The 20601-nt window shown below is 37.4% G+C and carries 23 protein-coding genes; 3 read left to right on the top strand and 20 right to left on the bottom strand.

From position 1 onward, the window contains the following. Positions 1-13: 13 nt before the first annotated feature. From sufC to IGI63_RS05035, 7 genes are all read right to left on the bottom strand, one after another. Positions 14-784 carry a Fe-S cluster assembly ATPase SufC gene (sufC, locus tag IGI63_RS05005; RefSeq protein WP_002356763.1) on the bottom strand — a complete coding sequence of 257 codons (771 nt, stop codon included), beginning with the start codon at positions 782-784 and terminating at the stop codon, positions 14-16. A 369-nt stretch (positions 785-1153) separates the two neighbouring features. Further along, positions 1154-1711 (bottom strand): ribosome recycling factor, encoded by a 558-nt coding sequence (frr, locus tag IGI63_RS05010; RefSeq protein ID WP_002356762.1) that lies wholly within the window; start codon positions 1709-1711, stop codon positions 1154-1156. Positions 1712-1714: 3 nt separating this feature from the next. Further along, positions 1715-2437, bottom strand: a complete 723-nt coding sequence (gene pyrH, locus IGI63_RS05015; protein ID WP_002356761.1) for a UMP kinase — start codon at positions 2435-2437, stop codon at positions 1715-1717. Positions 2438-2697: 260 nt separating this feature from the next. Beyond that, entirely contained in the window at positions 2698-3579 is an 882-nt protein-coding gene (gene tsf, locus IGI63_RS05020) for a translation elongation factor Ts (protein WP_002356760.1), read from the bottom strand. A 105-nt stretch (positions 3580-3684) separates the two neighbouring features. Then, positions 3685-4470 carry a 30S ribosomal protein S2 gene (rpsB, locus tag IGI63_RS05025; RefSeq protein ID WP_002356759.1) on the bottom strand — a complete coding sequence of 262 codons (786 nt, stop codon included), beginning with the start codon at positions 4468-4470 and terminating at the stop codon, positions 3685-3687. Positions 4471-4653: 183 nt separating this feature from the next. Continuing rightward, on the bottom strand, positions 4654-5091 hold the full coding sequence (locus IGI63_RS05030; protein ID WP_002367049.1) for a GNAT family N-acetyltransferase: 438 nt from the start codon (positions 5089-5091) through the stop codon (positions 4654-4656). Positions 5092-5110: 19 nt separating this feature from the next. Further along, positions 5111-5887 (bottom strand): TrmH family RNA methyltransferase, encoded by a 777-nt coding sequence (locus IGI63_RS05035; protein ID WP_429975440.1) that lies wholly within the window; start codon positions 5885-5887, stop codon positions 5111-5113. A 106-nt stretch (positions 5888-5993) separates the two neighbouring features. On the opposite strand from IGI63_RS05035, the gene IGI63_RS05040 reads away from it, so the two are divergent. Together IGI63_RS05040 and yidC are read left to right on the top strand one after the other, a co-directional pair. Continuing rightward, a complete protein-coding gene (locus tag IGI63_RS05040) occupies positions 5994-6269 on the top strand; it encodes an acylphosphatase (RefSeq protein WP_010706543.1) in 276 nt (91 codons plus the stop codon). Between the two features lie 166 nt (positions 6270-6435). Beyond that, entirely contained in the window at positions 6436-7368 is a 933-nt protein-coding gene (yidC, locus tag IGI63_RS05045; RefSeq protein ID WP_002356755.1) for a membrane protein insertase YidC, read from the top strand. Positions 7369-7402: 34 nt separating this feature from the next. On the opposite strand, the gene IGI63_RS05050 is transcribed toward yidC, so the two are convergent. The 13 genes from IGI63_RS05050 to IGI63_RS05110 form a co-directional block, all read right to left on the bottom strand. Continuing rightward, the gene (locus IGI63_RS05050; protein WP_002356753.1) at positions 7403-7594 is read right to left on the bottom strand and encodes a DNA-directed RNA polymerase subunit alpha C-terminal domain-containing protein; all 192 of its coding nucleotides are present in this window, start codon (positions 7592-7594) and stop codon (positions 7403-7405) included. Between the two features lie 39 nt (positions 7595-7633). Then, positions 7634-9718 carry a glycine--tRNA ligase subunit beta gene (glyS, locus tag IGI63_RS05055; RefSeq protein ID WP_429975441.1) on the bottom strand — a complete coding sequence of 695 codons (2085 nt, stop codon included), beginning with the start codon at positions 9716-9718 and terminating at the stop codon, positions 7634-7636. Position 9719: 1 nt separating this feature from the next. After that, a complete protein-coding gene (gene glyQ / locus IGI63_RS05060) occupies positions 9720-10628 on the bottom strand; it encodes a glycine--tRNA ligase subunit alpha (RefSeq protein ID WP_010706545.1) in 909 nt (302 codons plus the stop codon). Between the two features lie 559 nt (positions 10629-11187). Then, positions 11188-12273, bottom strand: coding sequence for a DUF6688 domain-containing protein (locus tag IGI63_RS05065; RefSeq protein WP_002362694.1), 1086 nt, complete (start codon positions 12271-12273; stop codon positions 11188-11190). A 41-nt stretch (positions 12274-12314) separates the two neighbouring features. After that, positions 12315-13100: a DNA repair protein RecO gene (gene recO, locus IGI63_RS05070; protein ID WP_002362690.1), complete on the bottom strand. Its 786-nt coding sequence runs from the start codon at positions 13098-13100 to the stop codon at positions 12315-12317. A gap of 82 nt (positions 13101-13182) precedes the next feature. Then, a complete protein-coding gene (era, locus tag IGI63_RS05075) occupies positions 13183-14085 on the bottom strand; it encodes a GTPase Era (protein WP_002359745.1) in 903 nt (300 codons plus the stop codon). A 13-nt stretch (positions 14086-14098) separates the two neighbouring features. Further along, positions 14099-14500, bottom strand: coding sequence for a diacylglycerol kinase family protein (locus tag IGI63_RS05080; protein ID WP_429975982.1), 402 nt, complete (start codon positions 14498-14500; stop codon positions 14099-14101). Further along, the gene (gene ybeY / locus IGI63_RS05085; protein WP_002387079.1) at positions 14484-14963 is read right to left on the bottom strand and encodes an rRNA maturation RNase YbeY; all 480 of its coding nucleotides are present in this window, start codon (positions 14961-14963) and stop codon (positions 14484-14486) included. Before ybeY ends, IGI63_RS05080 begins: the two co-directional genes overlap by 17 nt. Next, positions 14963-17161, bottom strand: coding sequence for an HD family phosphohydrolase (locus IGI63_RS05090; RefSeq protein ID WP_002356744.1), 2199 nt, complete (start codon positions 17159-17161; stop codon positions 14963-14965). The genes ybeY and IGI63_RS05090 overlap by 1 nt, the downstream gene beginning before the upstream one ends. Positions 17162-17189: 28 nt before the next feature. Next, complete coding sequence (locus IGI63_RS05095; RefSeq protein ID WP_369810298.1) at positions 17190-18104, bottom strand: PhoH family protein; 915 nt, start codon at positions 18102-18104, stop codon at positions 17190-17192. A 242-nt stretch (positions 18105-18346) separates the two neighbouring features. Further along, positions 18347-18796 carry a GatB/YqeY domain-containing protein gene (locus tag IGI63_RS05100; RefSeq protein WP_002356741.1) on the bottom strand — a complete coding sequence of 150 codons (450 nt, stop codon included), beginning with the start codon at positions 18794-18796 and terminating at the stop codon, positions 18347-18349. A 25-nt stretch (positions 18797-18821) separates the two neighbouring features. Further along, complete coding sequence (gene rpsU / locus IGI63_RS05105) at positions 18822-18998, bottom strand: 30S ribosomal protein S21 (protein WP_002356740.1); 177 nt, start codon at positions 18996-18998, stop codon at positions 18822-18824. Positions 18999-19163: 165 nt separating this feature from the next. Further along, positions 19164-19604, bottom strand: coding sequence for a Fur family transcriptional regulator (locus IGI63_RS05110; protein ID WP_002387080.1), 441 nt, complete (start codon positions 19602-19604; stop codon positions 19164-19166). Between the two features lie 98 nt (positions 19605-19702). Between IGI63_RS05110 and IGI63_RS05115 the strand changes: the two genes are divergently transcribed. After that, positions 19703-20560: a pyruvate, water dikinase regulatory protein gene (locus IGI63_RS05115; RefSeq protein ID WP_429975442.1), complete on the top strand. Its 858-nt coding sequence runs from the start codon at positions 19703-19705 to the stop codon at positions 20558-20560. Positions 20561-20601: the final 41 nt, after the last annotated feature.

Consider the following 20601-nt stretch of genomic DNA (forward strand, 5'->3'; position numbering starts at 1 on the left):
TATCTTGTCCTCCTTACGCTTCTTCTTTGTAATCAATACCTAATTCTTGGCTGATACCAGCATAGCCTTCTGTTTCTAAACGTTTTGCCAAATCAGCCCCACCGGTTTTCACAACGCGGCCTTCCATCATGATATGAACAACATCTGGCGTGATATAGTTCAATAAGCGTTGATAATGGGTAATAATTAACGCACCAAAGTTCTCGCCGCGCATTTCATTAACCCCTTTAGAAACAACTTTTAACGCATCGATATCTAAGCCTGAATCAATTTCATCTAAAATGGCAAACGTAGGCTCTAACATCAATAATTGTAAAATTTCATTTCGTTTTTTCTCGCCGCCAGAAAAACCTTCGTTTAAGTAACGCTCAGCCATTTCTTCAGGCATATTTAATAATTCCATTTTGCTATCTAATTTTTTTAAGAACTGCATGACTGACATCTTGTTGTCTTCGTCACGTTTTGCATTGATTGCTGCACGCATGAATTCAGCATTGGTAATCCCTGGAATTTCACTTGGGTATTGCATTGCTAAGAATAAGCCTAGGCGAGCGCGTTCGTCTACTTCTAAATCTAAAACGTTGACGCCGTCAAATAGAATTTCTCCTTCTGTGACTTCATAGTTGGGATTTCCCATAATTGCTGCTGATAAAGTAGATTTACCAGTCCCATTAGGTCCCATAATTGCATGGATTTCTCCAGTATTAATTGTTAAATCGACCCCTTTTAGAATCTTTTTATCTTCAATTGATACGTGTAAATTTTTGATTTCTAACACAGACATGTACAATTCCCTCCAACTTGTTTTAATCGTTTTTCCGTTCTCACTCATTTTAGCCTAATTGAGAATGAATCGCAAATTACAATTGCTAAAAATAACAACTCTTATCATCAAATTTTAGGATTCAATTTGTGAAGAAAAATTTTAAAAGGCTGATATTTCAAAGTTTCTCTATATTTTTAAGTGATCCTCCCTACACAAAGAAAAAAATTCTGGTAGAATAAAAAAAATTATCCAAGAAAGCGTTTTCTTAAATAATTACTTTAGAATGACTTTCGCAAAGAGAGCGTTGAGATACGCCTTCCTCATCTATACAAAAAAATCCAGAGCATTTGCTTCTCTGGATTCAATAATTTTTATTAGTGATTGGTTTTATACTTCTAAAAGTTCTTGTTCTTTTTCAGCAGTAATCGCATCGATATTTTTGATGCTATCATCTGTTAATTTTTGAACATCTTTTTCAAATGAACGTAATTCATCTTCAGTGATGTCGCCATTTTTTTGAGCTTTTTTCAACTCATCCATTGCATCACGACGAACGTTACGGACAGCAACTTTTGAGTTTTCCGCTTCTTTTTTCACGTCTTTGGCTAATTCTTTCCGACGTTCTTCCGTTAATTGTGGAATCACTAAACGGATGACATTTCCATCATTGGTTGGGCTAATGCCGATATCACTCATTTGAATAGCTTTTTCAATGTCAGCGATAGAATTTTTGTCAAACGGTGTAATCATTAATACACGTGCTTCTGGGATATTGATACTTGCTAATTGGTTAACTGGTGTTGGTGCACCATAATATTCTACTTGAATACGGTCTAATAGACTTGCGTTCGCACGACCAGCACGAATTTGACCTAATTCACGGCGTAAGCTTTCTTCCGCTTTTGTCATTTTTTCTTTGGCTGTTGCTAAAACTTCTTTAGACATTCTTTATTTCCCCCTTACAGTTGTTCCGATATTTTCACCAAGGATGGCACGACGGATATTTCCTGCTTCATTTAGGTTAAAGACAACTAAAGGAATATCGTTATCCATACTTAATGAGCTAGCTGTTGAATCCATTACTTGCAGCCCTTTAGAAATAACATCTAAATGTGTTAGTTCTTCAAATTTTGTCGCTGTTTCATCCACACGTGGATCCGCAGAATAAACACCATCAACATTGTTCTTCGCCATTAAGATGACGTCCGCATCTACTTCTGCAGCTCGTAACGCAGCCGTTGTATCTGTCGAGAAGTAAGGATTTCCTGTTCCTCCGGCAAAAATAACAACGCGGCCTTTTTCTAAATGACGTTCTGCACGACGACGAATGTATGGTTCTGCAATTTGACGCATTTCAATTGATGTTTGAACACGTGTAGGCACACCAAGATTTTCTAATGTATCTTGCAATGCTAAGGCATTCATCACAGTAGCTAACATGCCCATATAATCAGCTTGTGCACGTTCCATGCCCATTTGAGCACCAATTTGTCCACGCCAGATGTTTCCGCCGCCAACCACGATGGCCATTTCGATACCTAATTCATGGACCTCTTTAATTTCTTGGACGATTTCTTTAATGACTGGTGGTTTAATGCCAAAACCGTCTTCTCCGGCTAGCGCTTCTCCACTTAACTTTAATACGACACGTTGATACTTAGGTTTAACCATCATAATTCCCTCCAAGATTCTCTAAAAATCATTCAATTCCTCATTTAGATGACTTTTCACCAAAATGATTTTTTAGACCAAGCAGTGCGATCCACTGGTTTTGCCTAAAAAAAGGGAGCGCATATCAAAGTTATGCGTTCCCAAATGGCTGAAAGACTGCCTTGAATCAAGCAGTAATCAATTTATGCAGCTTCCTTTGGGGATCGCTGTCTGTTTAGATACTTATGATTCACGGCTTTTCAACCGAGCGTTTGATGCTCTTAGTTTTTCATTTGGCTCATTACTTCATCCGCAAAGTTATCTTCACGTTTTTCGATACCTTCGCCAACTTCAAAACGTACGAATGATTTCACTTCGCCGCCTTTAGAAGCAACAAATTTTTCGACAGTCATATCTGGATCTTTAACAAATGGTTGGTCAACCAAAGCGATTTCTGCTTTGAATTTTTGTAGACGACCAACAACCATTTTTTCAACGATATTTGCTGGTTTACCTTCGTTTAATGCTTGTTCAGTTAACACAGCTTTTTCGTGTTCTAATTCTTCTTGAGGAATTTGAGATTCGTTGACATAGCGAGGGTTGATTGCCGCGATGTGCATAGCAACATCTTTCGCTACTTCTTCGTCAGTTGTGCCATCGATAACTGTTAATACAGCAATACGGCCACCCATGTGTAAGTAAGCGCCAAATGCAGCATTGTCAGCTTTTTCGACAACTTCAAAACGACGGAAGCTGATTTTTTCACCGATAACAGTTGTTGCTTCGATTAAATCAGATTCGATTGTGCCTTTTTCAGTTTTAATAGCCATTGCTTCTTCCATCGTAGCTGGTTTGTTTTCAGCAACTTTAGTCGCAATATCTTTAACTAAATCTTGGAACATTTCGTTTTTAGAAACGAAGTCAGTTTCTGAGTTTACTTCAACGATTGCTGCAACGTTACCTACAGTTGCTACGTTTGCTAAACCTTCAGCCGCAATGCGGTCATTTTTCTTCGCTGCTTTAGCCATACCATTTTCACGTAAAAAGTCTACGGCTTTTTCCATGTCGCCTTCTACTTTTACTAATGCTTTTTTAGCGTCCATCATTCCAACGCCAGTCATATCGCGTAATTCTTTTACCATTTTAGCTGTAACGTCTGCCATTATTTGTGTCCTCCTCGGATATTATCAATTCTTTTTAAAAAAGCTATCTCAAAGGAGAATCAGGCTTTTTGTCGCCTAGCCTTTGAGACAGCTCCGTAATCATTATTATTCAGCTGATTCGTTGTTTCCTTCAACAACATCAACGATTTCTTCGATTGAAGTTGCTTCTGGTGTTTCTTCAACGAATAACTCTTCAGTTGCTTGGTCTTCCCCTTGGTTACCTTCGATGAAAGCGTCAGCCATTTTAGCAGTGATTAATTTCACAGCGCGGATTGCATCATCATTTGAAGGGATTACAACATCGATCTCATCAGGATCACAGTTTGTATCAACCATTGCAACGATAGGAATGTTTAATTTGTGTGCTTCTTGAACAGCAATGCGTTCTTTACGTGGGTCAACGATGTACATTACATCTGGAATTCTTGGCATATCAGCGATACCACCTAAGAATTTTTCTAAACGTTCACGTTCTTTGTTTAAGCCAGCAACTTCTTTCTTAGGTAAAACTTCGAAAGTGCCGTCTTCTTCCATTGCATTGATTTTTTTCAAGCGAGCAATACGTTTTTGGATTGTATCCCAGTTAGTTAACGTACCACCTAACCAACGATGGTTTACATAGTATTGACCAGCGCGGATTGCTTCATCTTTGATTGCTTCTTGTGCTTGTTTTTTAGTTCCTACGAATAAAGCAACGCCGCCTTCTTCTGCAACGTTTTTCATGTAATCGTAAGCTGCATCTACTAATTTCACTGTTTTTTGTAAGTCAATGATGTAGATACCGTTTCTTTCTGTGAAGATATATTTCTTCATTTTTGGGTTCCAGCGACGAGTTTGGTGACCAAAGTGTACGCCGGCTTCTAGTAATTGTTTCATAGAAATTACTGCCATGTTGTGTTTCCTCCAGTTTGGTTTTTATTTTCCTCTTCTTTTCGTCAACTCCTTGAAGAACTACCGTAGTAGCACCACTTCGCAGATGGAAAAGAATGTGAATTTCGTGTGTGAAAATCACACCTTTAACAGTATAAGATATTTTCAGAAAAATAGCAAGCCTTAAAACTAGAAATGTCGCTCCTACTGCGCTTGCCAAACAAGATGACATTCTTCGTTTCCCGTTTCATCGATGGTTCGCTTTTGTTGGACAAAGCCTTGTTTTTGATAAAAGGCATAAGCTGCTTGATTTTTCCTGTAAACAGCCAAAGATAAGAGGTCCTGTTCTTCTTTTGCTACTTGCAGTAATTTCTGACCGATGCCCTTCCCTTGAAACGCTTTTTTTATAAAAATTCCTGCGATATAGTTATCCATTAAGCCTAAAAACCCAATTATCTGACCCTCTTCTTCTGCTAAGATCAGTGTTGCTTTTGGTAACGCAGCGCGGACAAATGCCTTATTTTCTTGCCAATAAGTTGGTGCGACAAATGGATGAGCTTCTAGATTCGTTTGCAGCCAAATAGCCATAATGGTTTCTAATTCTTTTTCTGTTAACTGGGTTGTCTTTTTGATAGTCAGCATTTTTTGACACTCGTTTCTGTTATTGATTATTTTCAAAATAAAACATTAACACGCCCGCTGCGATAGCGACATTCAATGATTCTGCTTGACCTTTCATTGGAATATAAAGATTTTTCGTGGTTTCTACTAACAATTCTGGCGAAACTCCACTACCTTCATTGCCTAAAATCAACGCATAATTTTCCACTGCCTCTTGTTCATAATAAGCAATCGCAGCTTCATTTAATTCTGTACCGAAAACTGGTAGTCCTTGCTTCTTGAATGCCTGAACCACTTCAGTCAACTCTCGTTGGAGAACTGGTAAATGATAGTGACTTCCCTGCATTGAGCGCAACACTTTTGTATTGTAAATATCTGCTGTGCCCTTACCTAAAATCACGCCTGCTAAACCCGCTGCATCAGCTGTGCGAATCATCGTACCAACATTACCAGGGTCTTGGATATTATCTAAAAGTAACCAACCACCTTTAAAAGAAAGCGACTGCTCTTGTTGCGTTTCCAAGGTGACAATTGCCAAAATTCCTTGTGAAGTTGGCAGCTCCGACAAGCTATTTAAAACCTCATCACTAACAAAAATTAATTTTTCTGTTTCTTGTTCAGCTAACCAAGTTCCCCATTCTTGTTGACCTCTTTGGTTAAACAAAATCCACTGGACATCGGCATTGGCCTTCACAGCTTCTTCAACTAAATGAAATCCTTCTATTATATATTGGTTCAGTTCTTCTCGGTACTTCTTTTTGTGTAATTTTTTCCATTCTTTTAATTGGTTATTTTTCGTTGATGTAATTTCTTTCATAAGTCACCTCGCCTTTGTATTATAGCATGCTTCTAGCTTGCTTGGATACTTGCTAGAACCAAGAAAAATCGCTATCATAAAGAAAAAAGCAAAGGAAGTGTCTCTCATGGAAAAACTAAGAATGAATGTACAAGGGCGTGTCCAAGGTGTTGGCTTCCGCTACATGACCAAAATGGTGGCAGATCAATTAGGTGTCACTGGTTCAGTGAGGAACGAAGACGACGGGTCCGTTTCAATCACAGCAATTGCACCTGAAGACATAATGGAAACATTTATCAAAAAAATCAAAGATTCCCCCAGTCCAGCGGGACGTGTAACGTATGTTGATATTCAAGAAGACCCTTTGTTAGAAGAAACGGAACAATTTAAAGTAATCCAATAAACTTACTTTCTAACGATTGATTTCTTTGGGAAGAAGCCTTGAACAGCAAGTAGTTCCTGCTTTTTATCAATTTTTGTAAGAGCTTCTTTTCGATTTTGATTGAAAAAGAGCGCTGTTTCAAGTATAGTTAACCATGTAAAAATTTTTTAGAAAAGGACCGAATTACATGCGTAAATTAAACCGATGGCTTTACGGCTCTGGCTTACTATTTTTAGTAATGTTTTTATCAGGCTGTGTGAAAACAGGAGCAGATGGACAACCAACTGGTGAAGGTTTTGTCTATAACTTCCTTGTTTTACCGATGAGTAATGCAATTACTTATCTTGTCGATAACTTTAATTGGAACTATGGTTGGGCGATTATTTTTATCACCATTATTGTACGGATCATTATTTTACCGTTAGGCTTACATCAATCGAAAAAAAGCTTTATCCAAACGGAAAAAATGCAAGCAATCAAACCCCAAGTGGATGTTGCACAAGCAAAAATGAAACAAGCAAGTACGCGTGAAGAACAAATGGCCGCACAAGCAGAACTACAAAAGATTTATAAAGAAAACAATGTGAGTATGGTTGGCGGAATTGGTTGTTTGCCTTTATTAATTCAAATGCCTATTTTCTCATCTCTGTTCTTTGCTGCTCGTTATACAAAAGGTATTGCCACGGCAAGCTTCTTAGGAATGAATTTAGGGCAACCAAATATGATTTTAGTGGCATTAGCTGGTTTAGCCTATTTAGCTCAAGGTTATATTTCAATGATTGGTATTCCTGAAGAACAAAAGAAAACAATGAAATCAATGCTGATTGTTTCACCATTAATGATTGTTTTCATGTCCTTTAGCTCACCTGCAGGCGTAGCGCTTTACTGGGTAGTTGGTGGTATTTTCACATGTATTCAATCTGCCATCACAAATATCCTCTTACGTCCAAGAATTAAAAAACAAGTACAAGAAGAATTGAAAAATAACCCACCAAAACAAGTGGTTACTCCTATTAAGGATGTGACACCAAAAGAAACAAACAAAGTAACGCAAAAAACGAACCAACCAAAAGCAAACGGCAATAAAGGTCGCAATGCTGGAAAACAAAAACGTAAATAAAAAAAGGATCGCCTCTAAACGGCGATCCTTTTTTTTACTTCAATTCTTTCCCAGTCATCTCTTCAATAGTTCTAATAGACTTTGGACCAAAGCCATGCAACGAAAGTAACGCTTTTCGGCCTCGTGCGTAGAGTTCATCCACACTGTCGATTTTTTCATTCGTTAGCGCACGAACAGCTGGCTTTGATAATTGTGTTAAAATTTGTTCAAATGTTGTTTCTAGCATGCTGTCGGTTCCTCCTTAGCGGTCGAAAAGCAGCGCTTTTTATTTTACAATTAATAAATCTAGGCTAGCAATTGATAACGCCATTTTAGCAATTTGCATTAATTGTTTTAATCGGTTTTGTTTGACTTTTTCATCCTCAACCATAACCATCGTTTCATTGAAGTACGCATCAATTAACGGACGTAGATTTACTAGTGCTTCATAGTTTTCTGCAATCGTGCGTGTCGCAAAAGCTTCAGATAAATCGTTAACCGCTTGATACAGTTCTTTTTCTGCCTTATTTTCAAACAGACTTGGATCAATCCCTTCTTCAGTATCACCTAAAAGTTCTTGACCTTTTTTCGCTAAATTAATAACACGCGTTAAGGCTTCCATTGATGGTTTAAAATCTTGATCTTCAAAACGGCTTTTTAAAATATTCGCTGAAGCAAATAATTTCGATAAATCGGCTTGCTCAGCAGACACCACTGCATCGATAATGTCATGGCGAACATTTTTCGTCATTAATAATTGACGTAAGCGAGCTTTCACAAATTCAACGACTTCTGCTTGTCCTTCGTTTAGTAAAACGCCATATTTCTCAACATCTTGATTCACTGCTTCATCAACTTCTGTTTGTAATTGGACTAATGGGAAGCTCCAGCCTTTATCTTCAATAATTCGGATAACGCCATAGGTTTGACGACGAAGTGCATAAGGATCGTTAGAACCTGTTGGAATCATACCAACTGAGAAGAATGAAAAGACGCTGTCAAGCTTATCGGCTAAGGCTAAAACAGCCCCGATTGCTGTTTCTGGCAATTCACCTTCACTGGAAGTTGGTAGATAATGTTCTCGAATCGCCGTTGCTACGGCTGGTTTTTCGCCTTGCAATAAGGCATATTTTTCTCCCATAATTCCTTGTAATTCTGGGAATTCACCAACCATATTTGTTACTAAGTCAAATTTATAAATTTCAGAGGCACGTTTTAAATCTTCCAATTCCTCCTCAGATAAACCAACTTTTCTACCAATGATTTGTGCAATTAAAGCAACCCGTTGCATTTTTTCATAAATTGAACCAATCTTTTCATGGAAAGTCACATTTTTTAGTTTTTCAACACATGCTTCAATCGTTAATTTTTTATCTTCATTGTAAAAGAATTCTGCATCTTCTAAACGAGCAATTAACACTTTTTCATTTCCTTTAATCACGTTTTCAAGGTGAACATTATCCCCATTGCGAACAGCGATAAAATGCGGCATTAATAAGCCTTGGTCGTTACGAACTTCAAAGTAACGTTGGTGTTCTTTCATAGAAGTCACTAATACTTCATCTGGAACAGATAAATATTTTTCATCAAAACTGCCTACAAATGCAGTTGGATATTCCACTAAATTCGTAACTTCTTCCAATAACTCTTCATCTAAAGCTAACTGCCAATTTTTTTCTGCAGCGAGAGCGTTCGCTTGATCAACAATCATTTGTTTCCGTTCATTCGGTTGAACCACTACAAATTGTTCTTTTAATTTTGCTTCATATTCATTAGCATGTTGGAACGTCACATCGTCTCCCAAGAAACGGTGGCCACGAGAAGTTTGCCCTGTTGTCACGTCTAACACTTTGAAAGGAATTACTTCATCATCAAGTAGTGCCACAATCCAGTGAATTGGACGAATATATTCGAAATCATAGTTTGCCCAGTGCATTGTTACCGGGAAAGTTAGACTTGTAATCACGTCATTTAATTTTGTTAATACTTCTTTGGCACTTTGGCCTTTGGTAAACTTCGTCACATAGACATATTCGACACCATTTAATTCTTTGAAAACAATGTCCTCAGTTGTAACTCCTTGGCCGCGTACAAAACCTTGTGCAGCTTTTGACCAATTTCCTTCAGCATCTAAAGCAATTTTTTTCGCTGGACCTTTTACTTCTTCTTCAACATCCGCTTGTTTTTCAGGAATCGCAGTTACTTTCACGGCTAAACGACGAGGTGTGGCAAAGGATTGCACTGTTTCATAGTCTAAATGATGTTCATCTAAAAATTTGATTACTTTTTCTTCAAGTTGGATACGGCTTGGTGTGACAACATGTGCGGGCATTTCTTCTAAGCCAATTTCTAATAATAAATCTTTTGCCATGTTATTCTGCCTCCTTGGATACGTGTTGGTCTTTATTTAATAATGGGAACCCTAATTTTTCACGTTCAGCCACAAAAATTTTCGCTACGGAACGAGCCATATTCCGAATGCGGGCTAAATATCCTGCACGTTCCGTTACAGAGACAGCGCCGCGAGCATCTAATAAATTGAATGTATGGCTACATTTTAAAATATAATCATAGGCTGGATGAACTAAACTTTCTTCAATACAGCGTTTAGCTTCTTTTTCAAATTTGTCAAAGTTTTCTAAAAGCATTTCTTGGTTACTAATTTCAAAGGAATATTTTGAATGTTCATATTCAGGTTGAACAAAAATTTCACCATATTTAACGCCTTGTGTCCATTCTAAATCATAGACACTTTCGACTTCTTGGATATATGATGCCAAGCGTTCTAACCCGTAAGTAATTTCAGAAGTGACAGGATGACATTGTAAGCCCCCGACTTGTTGGAAATACGTAAATTGGGTAATTTCCATGCCATCTAACCAAACTTCCCAACCTAAACCAGCACAACCCATTGAGGGATTTTCCCAGTTATCTTCTACAAAACGAATGTCATGTTCTAATGGATCAATTCCTAATAATTTCAAACTTTCTAGATAAAGTTCTTGGATATTTTCAGGAGAAGGCTTCATTACAACTTGGAATTGATGATGTTGGTATAGACGGTTTGGATTTTCACCATAGCGTCCATCAGCTGGACGACGAGAAGGTTCTACGTAGGCAGCATTCCATGGTTCAGGTCCAATGGCACGTAAAAACGTGTAAGGACTCATGGTGCCGGCTCCCTTTTCTGTATCATAGGCTTGCATTAACATACAGCCATTAGATGACCAAAATTTTTGCAAGGTTAAAATCATTTCTTGTACGGTTAACTTGTTTTTCATTGTTTTCCTCCTTGGAATATTTTTTATAGACATAGGGATTGGCTTTGCTTCGGGAATGTAAATTTAAAAAGGGCTACAGAAAAACAATTTTGTAGAATGGGATAATTTTTATGCTGTTCATCATCTACTCTGTCGCCTTTGCGCCAATTGAGCTTTTTTGAATAAACGTTACTATTTTTTCTTTTGGTGTTAACTGTTTGCTTTTTTTATTCGGTTACAACGTTCCCTTTGGTCACCTTGTGCTGTTCCACATCTGCTCTGACACTTTGTGTCAGTCGCAGTGAGGAACATGCAAAAAGTCCCCATGCCTATTAATAGACATAGGGACGAATAATTATCGCGGTTCCACCCTACTTCCGATGTGTTCATCGGCAGCTTCGTTTGTCGTACTCCAAAGTGCCTTTCAAAAGTTCCGTGTTTCTGGCTCCCACTCTCCCAGATTCGCTTAACAGAGGGTTCTTTTTACTTCTCTTTTTCTTCGTACGTATTTAACTTCTCTATCATAATACGGTGTCTGAGGGAAGTTGTCAAATTTTTTTTAGAAAAACGTTGAACTGTTTCAGAAATTTTTGGGCTTTGTGATATATTGCAAAGCAATTCTGTTTTCTGGTTTGATATCCACCAAATAAAGCACTAGTAAAAAGAAATATTCTGCTGGTTTCATCATCAGATAAACCAAATCTGCCACATAGGGAGAATGGATTTTTTTAGCTATCGGAAAACCGTAAGTGTCATAATTTTTACGGATAAACCGATGAGTTTTCGGGACTTTTTCCTCTAAAATTTGTTCAAAAGCATTTGCAACACAAAGTTGTCGGTTCACAACCACTTGATGATTATGACGAATGCCCATTCGCTGTGGTTTCACAAAGTTTCGGTGTCCACAGGCAGCAACCGTACATAAATAATGTTCATCCACTTGAACATTTGGCGGTGAGATTTTTTGAGATAATGCCCAATCACTAGTTTCTGTCCAAGCTCGAACCATTGCATCTGGTCGTTGTCCGAATAAAATAAGTACTGCTAAAAAAATCCCTAGAATAGGTAACATGAAAATAAACGCCAGCCACCACCAATTTAAACTGTTCATTAATACTTTTGCTAAGATACCTGTTTTTTCGACACGGGTATGATCTCCTTGCCAAGCAACGATTTGTTCTTTGATTGTTCTCAACGCCAATAAAATAAAATTAAAAGCAGGTAAACCAAGAAAAATAACGACTAGGATATGGTTCGATAGTTGCACAATCCAAATGGCTGCAACAAAAATACCAATGTACGTTCCTGCAATTGCAAAAACCATCACTAATGGCGGCAACCTTTTTTCCTTACTAAATTTCAACAAAAAATAACCAGTCAATCCAATCACAATGAGCCATAAAATAACGGGTTGTTCTTCACTAGCAATTGGATTATGGGTAGCACCATTAATTAGCACTTCTTGCCAATCTCCTTTGAACATGTACATAAAACGAACAAAAACTAACGAAAGAATGATTCCTAAACTCCACGTCCAACGTTCAATCGCTGGTTCAAATCTGGACTCGTGACTTCTCTTAAATAAGAAATAAACATTATAAAGAGTCAAAGTAATCGGAGCAACAAAACATACCAACACAATTAAAACATACAAAATACTAACCATACAAACTAGTCAACTCATTTAAAAACAGCTTACTCAAAACATCATTCTTCCTTCTTTCGTGGCGGAATTTTTAACGTATTTTCCCACGTTTTCATTTGATCAATAAATTTTTTACTTTTTAAGTGCAAACCAACATATTCATCGTATAACATATCAATCGTTTCTCGAATACTCTTCTTAGTTTCTTCTTTTACTTGAATGTTTTGGACTTTTTCATAGGAGACTTGCGAAAATAAGCGAATAAAATGAATTGCTCTAGGATCTGCATGGTAGCGCTGTTCATCTAAATGCCAATGTTTTTCACAAAGCACACCGCTATATTTTGAGGAATAATCAAATTTCCCTTGTGTTTCGCCACAAGCCACACAATGATGCCATTCTGGTCGTACACCAAACCGTTCTAACAATTGAATTTCAAAAATATTTGTAATGATTTCCGGATCTTTTTGCTCATTTAAAGCGGATAATGCCATGTGGGTAAATTGAAATAAATTAGGGTCATAGTGCTGATCTTCAATTGCTGCATCGACTAAGTTTAAAATATATGTTCCATATGCGTTAATAAATATGTCTTGTTGAATGTTTCGAAAAGGTTGAACTTCTTTGCTGCTATTGAGAAAAGATAAGCCTTCTTCTCTAAAATTTCCGATGTAGACGGCTTCTGTAAATGGCAGAATCGCTGGCAAAAGAGGATTATTTTTTCGATGCGCACCTTTCACAAAAAACATCAATTTCCCATAGGATTCTGTAAAAATTTTGACGAGTTTATCCTTCTCTTTAAAATCCTTCGTAAATAAAATAATGCCTTTGGTCTCCCCTAATGCCATTCAATTCACTTCCATTTCTTATGTAAATTAGTGTAGTGTTTGGAAAGTTCGTTTATACACTCGCTTCCCAAACACTACTTTCTTAATATTCTTCTTTGCGATAACCAAAATCTTGTAAATAGATTTTTTTGTCACGCCAGTCTTTTTGGACTTTTACCCACAGCTCCAAATACACTTTGTCATCTAATAAATATTCAATATCTTGACGCGCCTTGGTACCAATTTGTTTCAGCATTTTTCCGCCTTTGCCAATAATGATACCTTTTTGACTGTCCCGTTCCACAATAATGGTTGCTTGGACATGGACTTTATCGTTTTCATCTCGTTTCATTGAGTCCACAACGACAGCGACAGAATGAGGAATCTCATCTCTTGTTAAAAGTAACACTTTTTCACGAATTAATTCGGAAACGATAAAATATTCTGGATGATCCGTAATTTGGTCATCAGGGAAATATTGTGGTCCTTCTGGCATTTGCTCAACGAGAACATCCATCAAATGCTCAAAATTATTTCCTTCAGTGGCAGAAATGGGAATAATTTCTTTAAAGTCCATTTGTTTCGAATAGTCTTCAATAATACTCAATAAATCATCTGGATGGACTTTGTCAATTTTATTAATAATCAAGTAGACTGGACTATTATTATTTTTCAATCGTTCAATAATAAAGTCGTCACCTTTCCCGCGTTTTTGATCAGCACTTACCATAAATAAAGTAGCATCTACTTCACGCATCGCATTGTAGGCACTTTCCACCATGAAATCGCCTAAGCGGTGTTTAGGTTTGTGAATCCCTGGAGTATCGATAAAAACAATTTGTGCTTCAGGAATTGTATAAATTCCTTGAATCTTATTACGAGTTGTTTGTGCTTTGTCACTCATAATTGCAATTTTTTGGCCGACAATTCGATTTAACAATGTTGATTTCCCAACATTTGGTCTGCCGACAATGGCTACGAAACCAGATTTATGTTCAGTTGTCATTGTATTTCTCCTCTTATTTCCACATTTGAATGATTTGTAAAATTTTTGGTACAAATAGAATTAGTCCTACTAGCACTGCGAAACCGGCTGTTAATAAAACAGCTCCTGCGGCCATGTCTTTAACCTTTTTTCCGATTGGATGAAAGTGAAAATCCGTAAACATATCTACGACATTTTCAAAAATTGTGTTGATAATTTCTGCCAACCAGACAAGAAAAACGGCCAATAACAACCACAGCCATTCAGCAAGTGTTAAGGAAAACAAGAAACCAAACACAATGGCCGCGACGCCAAACGCCACATGTTTGCGCATATTACGTTCTTCTCGAAAAACTGTTTTGATTCCTTGCCAGGCAAATTCTAATGAATTAATAAAATGTTTATTTTTTCCTGTTTGCTCATCTTTTAAGGCCATACGCATCTAAAATCTCTTTCTGTAAACCAAACATTTCTTTTTCATCTTCAGGTTCCATATGATCGTACCCATTCAAATGTAAAAAGCCATGTACTGCCAAAAAGCCCATTTCTCGCTCCAATGTGTGCCCATATTCAACTGCTTGTTCTGCTGCTCGCTCTGTTGAAATAATTAAATCACCTAGATTCCGTGGTAGCTCTGCCAACTCTTCATCATCAAAAATAATTGGCAATTCGTCTTCCCCTTCATCCTCTAAAGCAAAACTGATGACATCTGTAGGCATATCTTTGCCCCGATAGTCACGATTAATCATTTGGATACCTGCGTTATCTGTAAAAGTCACCGACATCTCCGTATCTTCGGCAATTTCTAGAAAACCCGCTGCAAATTGCAGCAAGTTTTCGATTTCTTTGATTTCTTCTGTTGGTACTTTCTCGGTTTCATCAATGAAAGTAATATCCATTAGTCATCTCTCTTTTCTTGTTCATCTTTCATTTCTTCTGCTTCAGCTTTCATTTTTGGATACTTAATCCGTGAATGGAAGGTACTGCATAATCCATTAATTAATGATTTTTCAATGATGCGAATCTCTTTCATCGTTAACCCACATTCATCTAATTGGCCATCTGAAATTCTGTCTTGAATCACATTATGCACAAAGGCTTGAATTTTTTCGTTGGTGGGATGATCCATCGCCCGCACAGCAGCCTCACAAGTATCAGCAATACTCACAATCCCTGCTTCTCGTGTTTGTGGACGTGGTCCAGGATAACGGAAGTCGGATTCTTTAATTTCAGGATTGCGTTCTTTTGCTTTCACATAGAAAAATTTCATCAATGTTGTGCCATGATGTTGACGACAAATGTCAATCACCATTTGCGGCATATTGTACTCTTCTAAAATTTTGGCGCCATCAATTACGTGGCCAAAAATAATTTGTTTACTATCTTCTGGTAATAAAAAGTTATGTGGATTTTCTGCACCAGCAGGTAAGTTTTCCACAAAGAAATTGGCGTGTTTAATTTTGCCAATGTCATGGTAATAACAAGCAACTCGTGTTAATAGCGACCGCCCGCCAATCTCAGCAACAGCGTTAGCGCTCAAACTAGCCACCATCATGCTATGATGATAGGTACCTGGCGCTTCTTCTAACAGTTGTTTTAACAACGGATGGTTCGGATTACTTAATTCATTCAAGACAATCATACTATCATCGGTCACTAATAATTCGATATATGGATGCAAGCCCATTGTTGCTAAAAATGAAAGTACCGTTCCTGCACTTGCACAAATTAAAGCTGTCCACGTTTTACCATCTGTTAAACTCATCCCTTGATAAATCATTAAGACAACCGCCATGAAAACAGGAAAGACCACTACCCACATTAAAGCTGGGAAAACTTGCTCACTCATCCGTTTCCGTTTAACAACTGTTGCTAGAAATCCTGAGAATAAGTACATAATCAGAATAACCGTCAACGAGTTTGTGCCAATAGAATTATAAAAGATAAATAACGCAAAAACGACTTGGAAAATGGCAGCGATTATCCCTGAACGACGATTCACAAAATGATTTAGAATCAGCGGCGCAAAGGCTGCTGGATAGAACAAGGGAATATACATCAACTGCTCTGTTTGGAAAATCTGGAAGAATTTCATTAAAATAACACTGATTAGCATAGCACCCGTGTAAAAGATAATAAACGAGCGTTGTCGCGAAGGCTCAGTCACTTGTTTTGTAAAGAAAATCAACACTTCAACTTGAAGTAAAATAGCTAATGCTAATGCCACCATCGGAAAAATAGACGTATTTTGACTAGTCATTCCTAGTAACTCAAGTTTTTCGACCGCTTTTGCATCAATTTGAGTACCTTCACGAACAATAATTTCGCCTTGATAAATCATTGCGGGTTGAACAGCATTCATCGCTTTTTGGCGTAGCTCTTCTGTTCGTTTTTCATTGGCAATATCGTTTACCACAATCCCTTGGTTAACAATGTAACGAATGACTTGTTGCATGGTACTCGTAATATCTAAGTATTGAATTTTACCGTTAGCTTCTTGGCGAATTTTATCCAAATCAGATTCTCGAACGTGATTTTGCATCGCGTCATCCACCAACATCAAACTTTCTGAACGAACCTTATCCAATTGCTCAGAGGTTAATGTAAAGATTGTTTGATAAAAAACATTAGGAAAACTTTGATAAAACGTAACTTCATCTTGCGGTAAAGATTCAAACAATGATTTTAAGCTAGCCACTCGTTCTTCCACGGTCGGCGCAGGAATCGTTTCTTCCTTTTTGGCCTTCGCTTGCTTGTTGCTGTACTCTTTGTCTACTTTTTCATTCGCAGAATCAATCAATTTAAATAATTTATCAATACGATTATGTTGGACAGATGCCGTATCTTCTTGATAAATATATTCGGGTGTGACAGCTTCTGCTGCCAATTTTTTTCTTTGTTCTGTTTCGTAGGTATTCTCGATATTTTTATTTGCACGAATGGTTTTCTCGGCCAGTTGACCTTCTTTAATTTCTACTCTTTTCTGATGGACACTGCCAAACATAATCATAAATAAAAGAAGAGAAAAAACGGCTAATAAAATAGGTAAATAGGCTTTACCTAAACGATCCCCTAACTTTGTAAGTACTTTTTTCAAAAGGTACTTTCACTCCTTCCCTAACTGCTTAGGAATGCTTTTGTTGTTCTTTTTCATAGGCTTGAATAATTTGTGCTACAACAGGATGACGCACAACGTCACTGGCTTCAAAATTTACAAAGGCAATTTTTTCAATGTCTTTTAACGTACGCTCGGCGTTAACTAAACCACTTGTTACACCACGTGGCAAGTCAATCTGACTAGTATCTCCATTAACAATCATTTTTGAACTAAACCCTAAACGAGTTAAAAACATTTTCATTTGGGCAACCGTAGTATTTTGTGCTTCATCTAAAATGACAAAAGCATCATCCAATGTACGACCACGCATATAAGCAAGCGGGGCAATTTCAATAACGCCGCGTTCCATTAAACGATTTGTATGATCCATACCAAAAATTTGATACAAGGCATCGTAAACTGGACGTAAATAAGGATCGACTTTTTCTTTTAAGTCACCTGGTAAAAAGCCCAAGCTTTCGCCAGCTTCCACCGCTGGACGAGTTAAAATAATTTTTTGTACTTCGCCTTTTTTTAAGGCTGCTACTGCCATCACCACGGCTAAAAAGGTTTTTCCTGTCCCCGCAGGTCCCACCCCGAAAATGACGTCATGAGTTTTAACTGCATCGATATATTTTTTTTGACCAACATTCTTAATTCGGATGGCCCGACCATGATGGTCCTTCATAATTTCTTCTTCATACATGGCAATAAACGCCTCTAAATTTCCAGCTTTGGCCATTTTTAAAGCAGAAACGACATCTGGCGTATGCACTTTGATGCCTCGTTGAATTAATGTTTGTAGCGCTCTTAACACGGAAGCGACTAACTCTACCTCTGATGATTCGCCAATTAACTGAATAACTTCGCCACGACTATTAATCGTTACGTGGGTATTCTCTTCTAAAAATTTGATATGTTTATCATGTGTTCCTAAAAGCATGTGTGCATCATCAGAATCAGTAAGTATTAATTCCAAAGATTTTGACTGATTATCTGTCAAAAAACGTCCATCTCCTTTATTATATAGTCCTTTACAATGATACCACATTCTTATCTGTTTAAAAAGAAGTCGTACCTGATTTGACTTTGAAAGTCAAAAAAGAGAAAACCGTAAAAAGCTACCGGTTTTCTCTTTGCATAAAAAAACTAGGACAGGATACTGTCCTAGTTTCGATAACGCTCTTAGTTTTCTTGTAATAATTCTTTCACAATTGCGTTAACTTGGTTGCCATCGGCTTTGCCTTTGACTTTCGGCATCATAGCGCCCATCACTTTACCAAAATCTTTTGGTGAAGTGGCGCCAGTTTGCGTCATTACCTCTTGAACTAGTTGACGAATTTCTTCCTCCGTTAGTTGTTGAGGCATATATTTTTCAACAATTGCTATTTCAACTTTTACTTTTTCAACAAGATCGTCGCGTCCCGCCTTTTCAAACTCTGATAAAGAATCTTTTCTCTGTTTCATCTCACGAGACAATACAGTGAGTTCTTCTTCTCCGTTCAATTCACGGCCCGCTTTAATCTGATCATTTTGAATGGCAGTCTTTAACATACGAAGTACGGCTAAAGTTTCTTTGTCTTTAGCTTTCATCGCTGTTTTAATGTCGTCATTCAATGTGGTTAGCAATGACATACCACCAACTCCAATTCATTCAAAACTAGAATTTTTTACGTTTTCTAGCTGCTTCAGATTTTTTCTTACGCTTTACACTTGGTTTTTCGTAGAATTCACGTTTACGTGATTCTTGTAAAGTACCCGCTTTTGAAACGGAACGTTTGAAGCGACGAAGAGCATCATCAAGAGATTCGTTTTTACGAACGACTGTTTTTGACATGTTATTCCCTCCCTCCGAGCTTAAAAAGTAACCGTTTTTCTTATTTGTGGGAAAAACCCACAAATTAAAATACTGTCCTTGTTATATTATAGCTAAAGCATAAATAACCGTCAACCACTCTACTGATAAAATACGAAATTTTTGTTTGATTTTTCGTCTTATTCGCTATTTTTCGCAACAATCGGCACAACGACCAAGTATTTCAAAGCGATGTCCTTCAATTGAACAACCTTTTAACTGTTCTTCAAAAAAATTCATCGGACACATGTGAATTTCTTCCGTTTTGCCACAAACCGTACAAATAAAGTGATGATGATGTTCCACCTCTTGGCAACAACGGAAGCGAAACTTTTGCTCGCCATTTAATTCTGTTTTTTCCAGCAATTCTAAGCGCTCAAAGTCATGCAAGTTACGATAAACCGTATCATAACTGACTCCTTTAAAGGTTTCATTCATAAATTCATACACTTCACGTGCAGAAACATACCGATTTCGCTTAATCAAATAGCTCATCAGTAATTCTCGTTTTTTAGTATATTTTAATCCACTGGCTTTCATGGTTTCTAAGGCTTGTTCAATATTGGTTTTTACTGGTGCCATCGCCATTTCCTCCCTCACCAACCTAAATCAGAATCATTACGAAATAGATTCTGGACTTATGGTATAATAAAATTATTAAAAATGCAAGAAAGGACTTACCCTCTATGACTATTTCTGAAGAAAAAAAATGTGTGACGATTTTTGTCATCTCAGATTCTGCTGGCGAGACCGCTTCAAAATTGGCGGCTGCTTCAATGGCCCAATACCCCACTGTTGATTTTACTTTGATTAGACGAACATTCGTTAAAGACGAAGATAAACTGGTGCAAGCGTTAGAAGATGCAAAAAAAGCAGAGGCCATGGTACTGCATACTATCATTAATGATCATCTCGTGGCGATTGCTAATCAATTTTTCAATGAGCATCAATTGTTCCATTTTGACATTTTGACACCACCAGTTGCGGAAATCGAACGATTAACAGGTGTCGCGCCCATGCGGGAACCAGGTGCCTTACATCATCTGAATGAAAATTATTTTAAACGAATTGAAGCAATGGAATTTGCTGTCAAATATGACGATGGCAAGGACCCACGAGGCTTTTTAGAAGCGGATGTGTTACTTCTTGGCGTTTCCCGAACTTCTAAAACACCGCTAAGTCTCTTTTTAGCCAACAAGAACTTAAAAGCTGCTAATTTGCCACTAATTCCTGAAGCACATTTACCGAAACAATTATTCGAAATGGACCCTAAAAAAATTGTTGGCTTAACCAATGATCCCAATGTTTTAAACGGGATTCGTAAAGAACGAATGCGCGCATATGGATTGCCTGAAAATACTTCTTATTCAGATATTGAAAAAATTCGGCGAGAACTGGCTTTTGCTAATGATCTTTATCAAAAATTAGGTTGTATCGTTATTGATGTCGCTTCTCTTTCAATTGAAGAAACTGCCTCAATGATTCTTAATGCTTTGAACTTAGAAGATCATAGTTATTATTCCACGGAAACAGCCGAGGATTAAAAAAAACGAGAAAAAATCACTAGTGATTTTTTCTCGTTTTT

This window comes from Enterococcus sp. DIV0086 (genome assembly GCF_050498705.1).
Taxonomy (GTDB): domain Bacteria; phylum Bacillota; class Bacilli; order Lactobacillales; family Enterococcaceae; genus Enterococcus; species Enterococcus faecalis.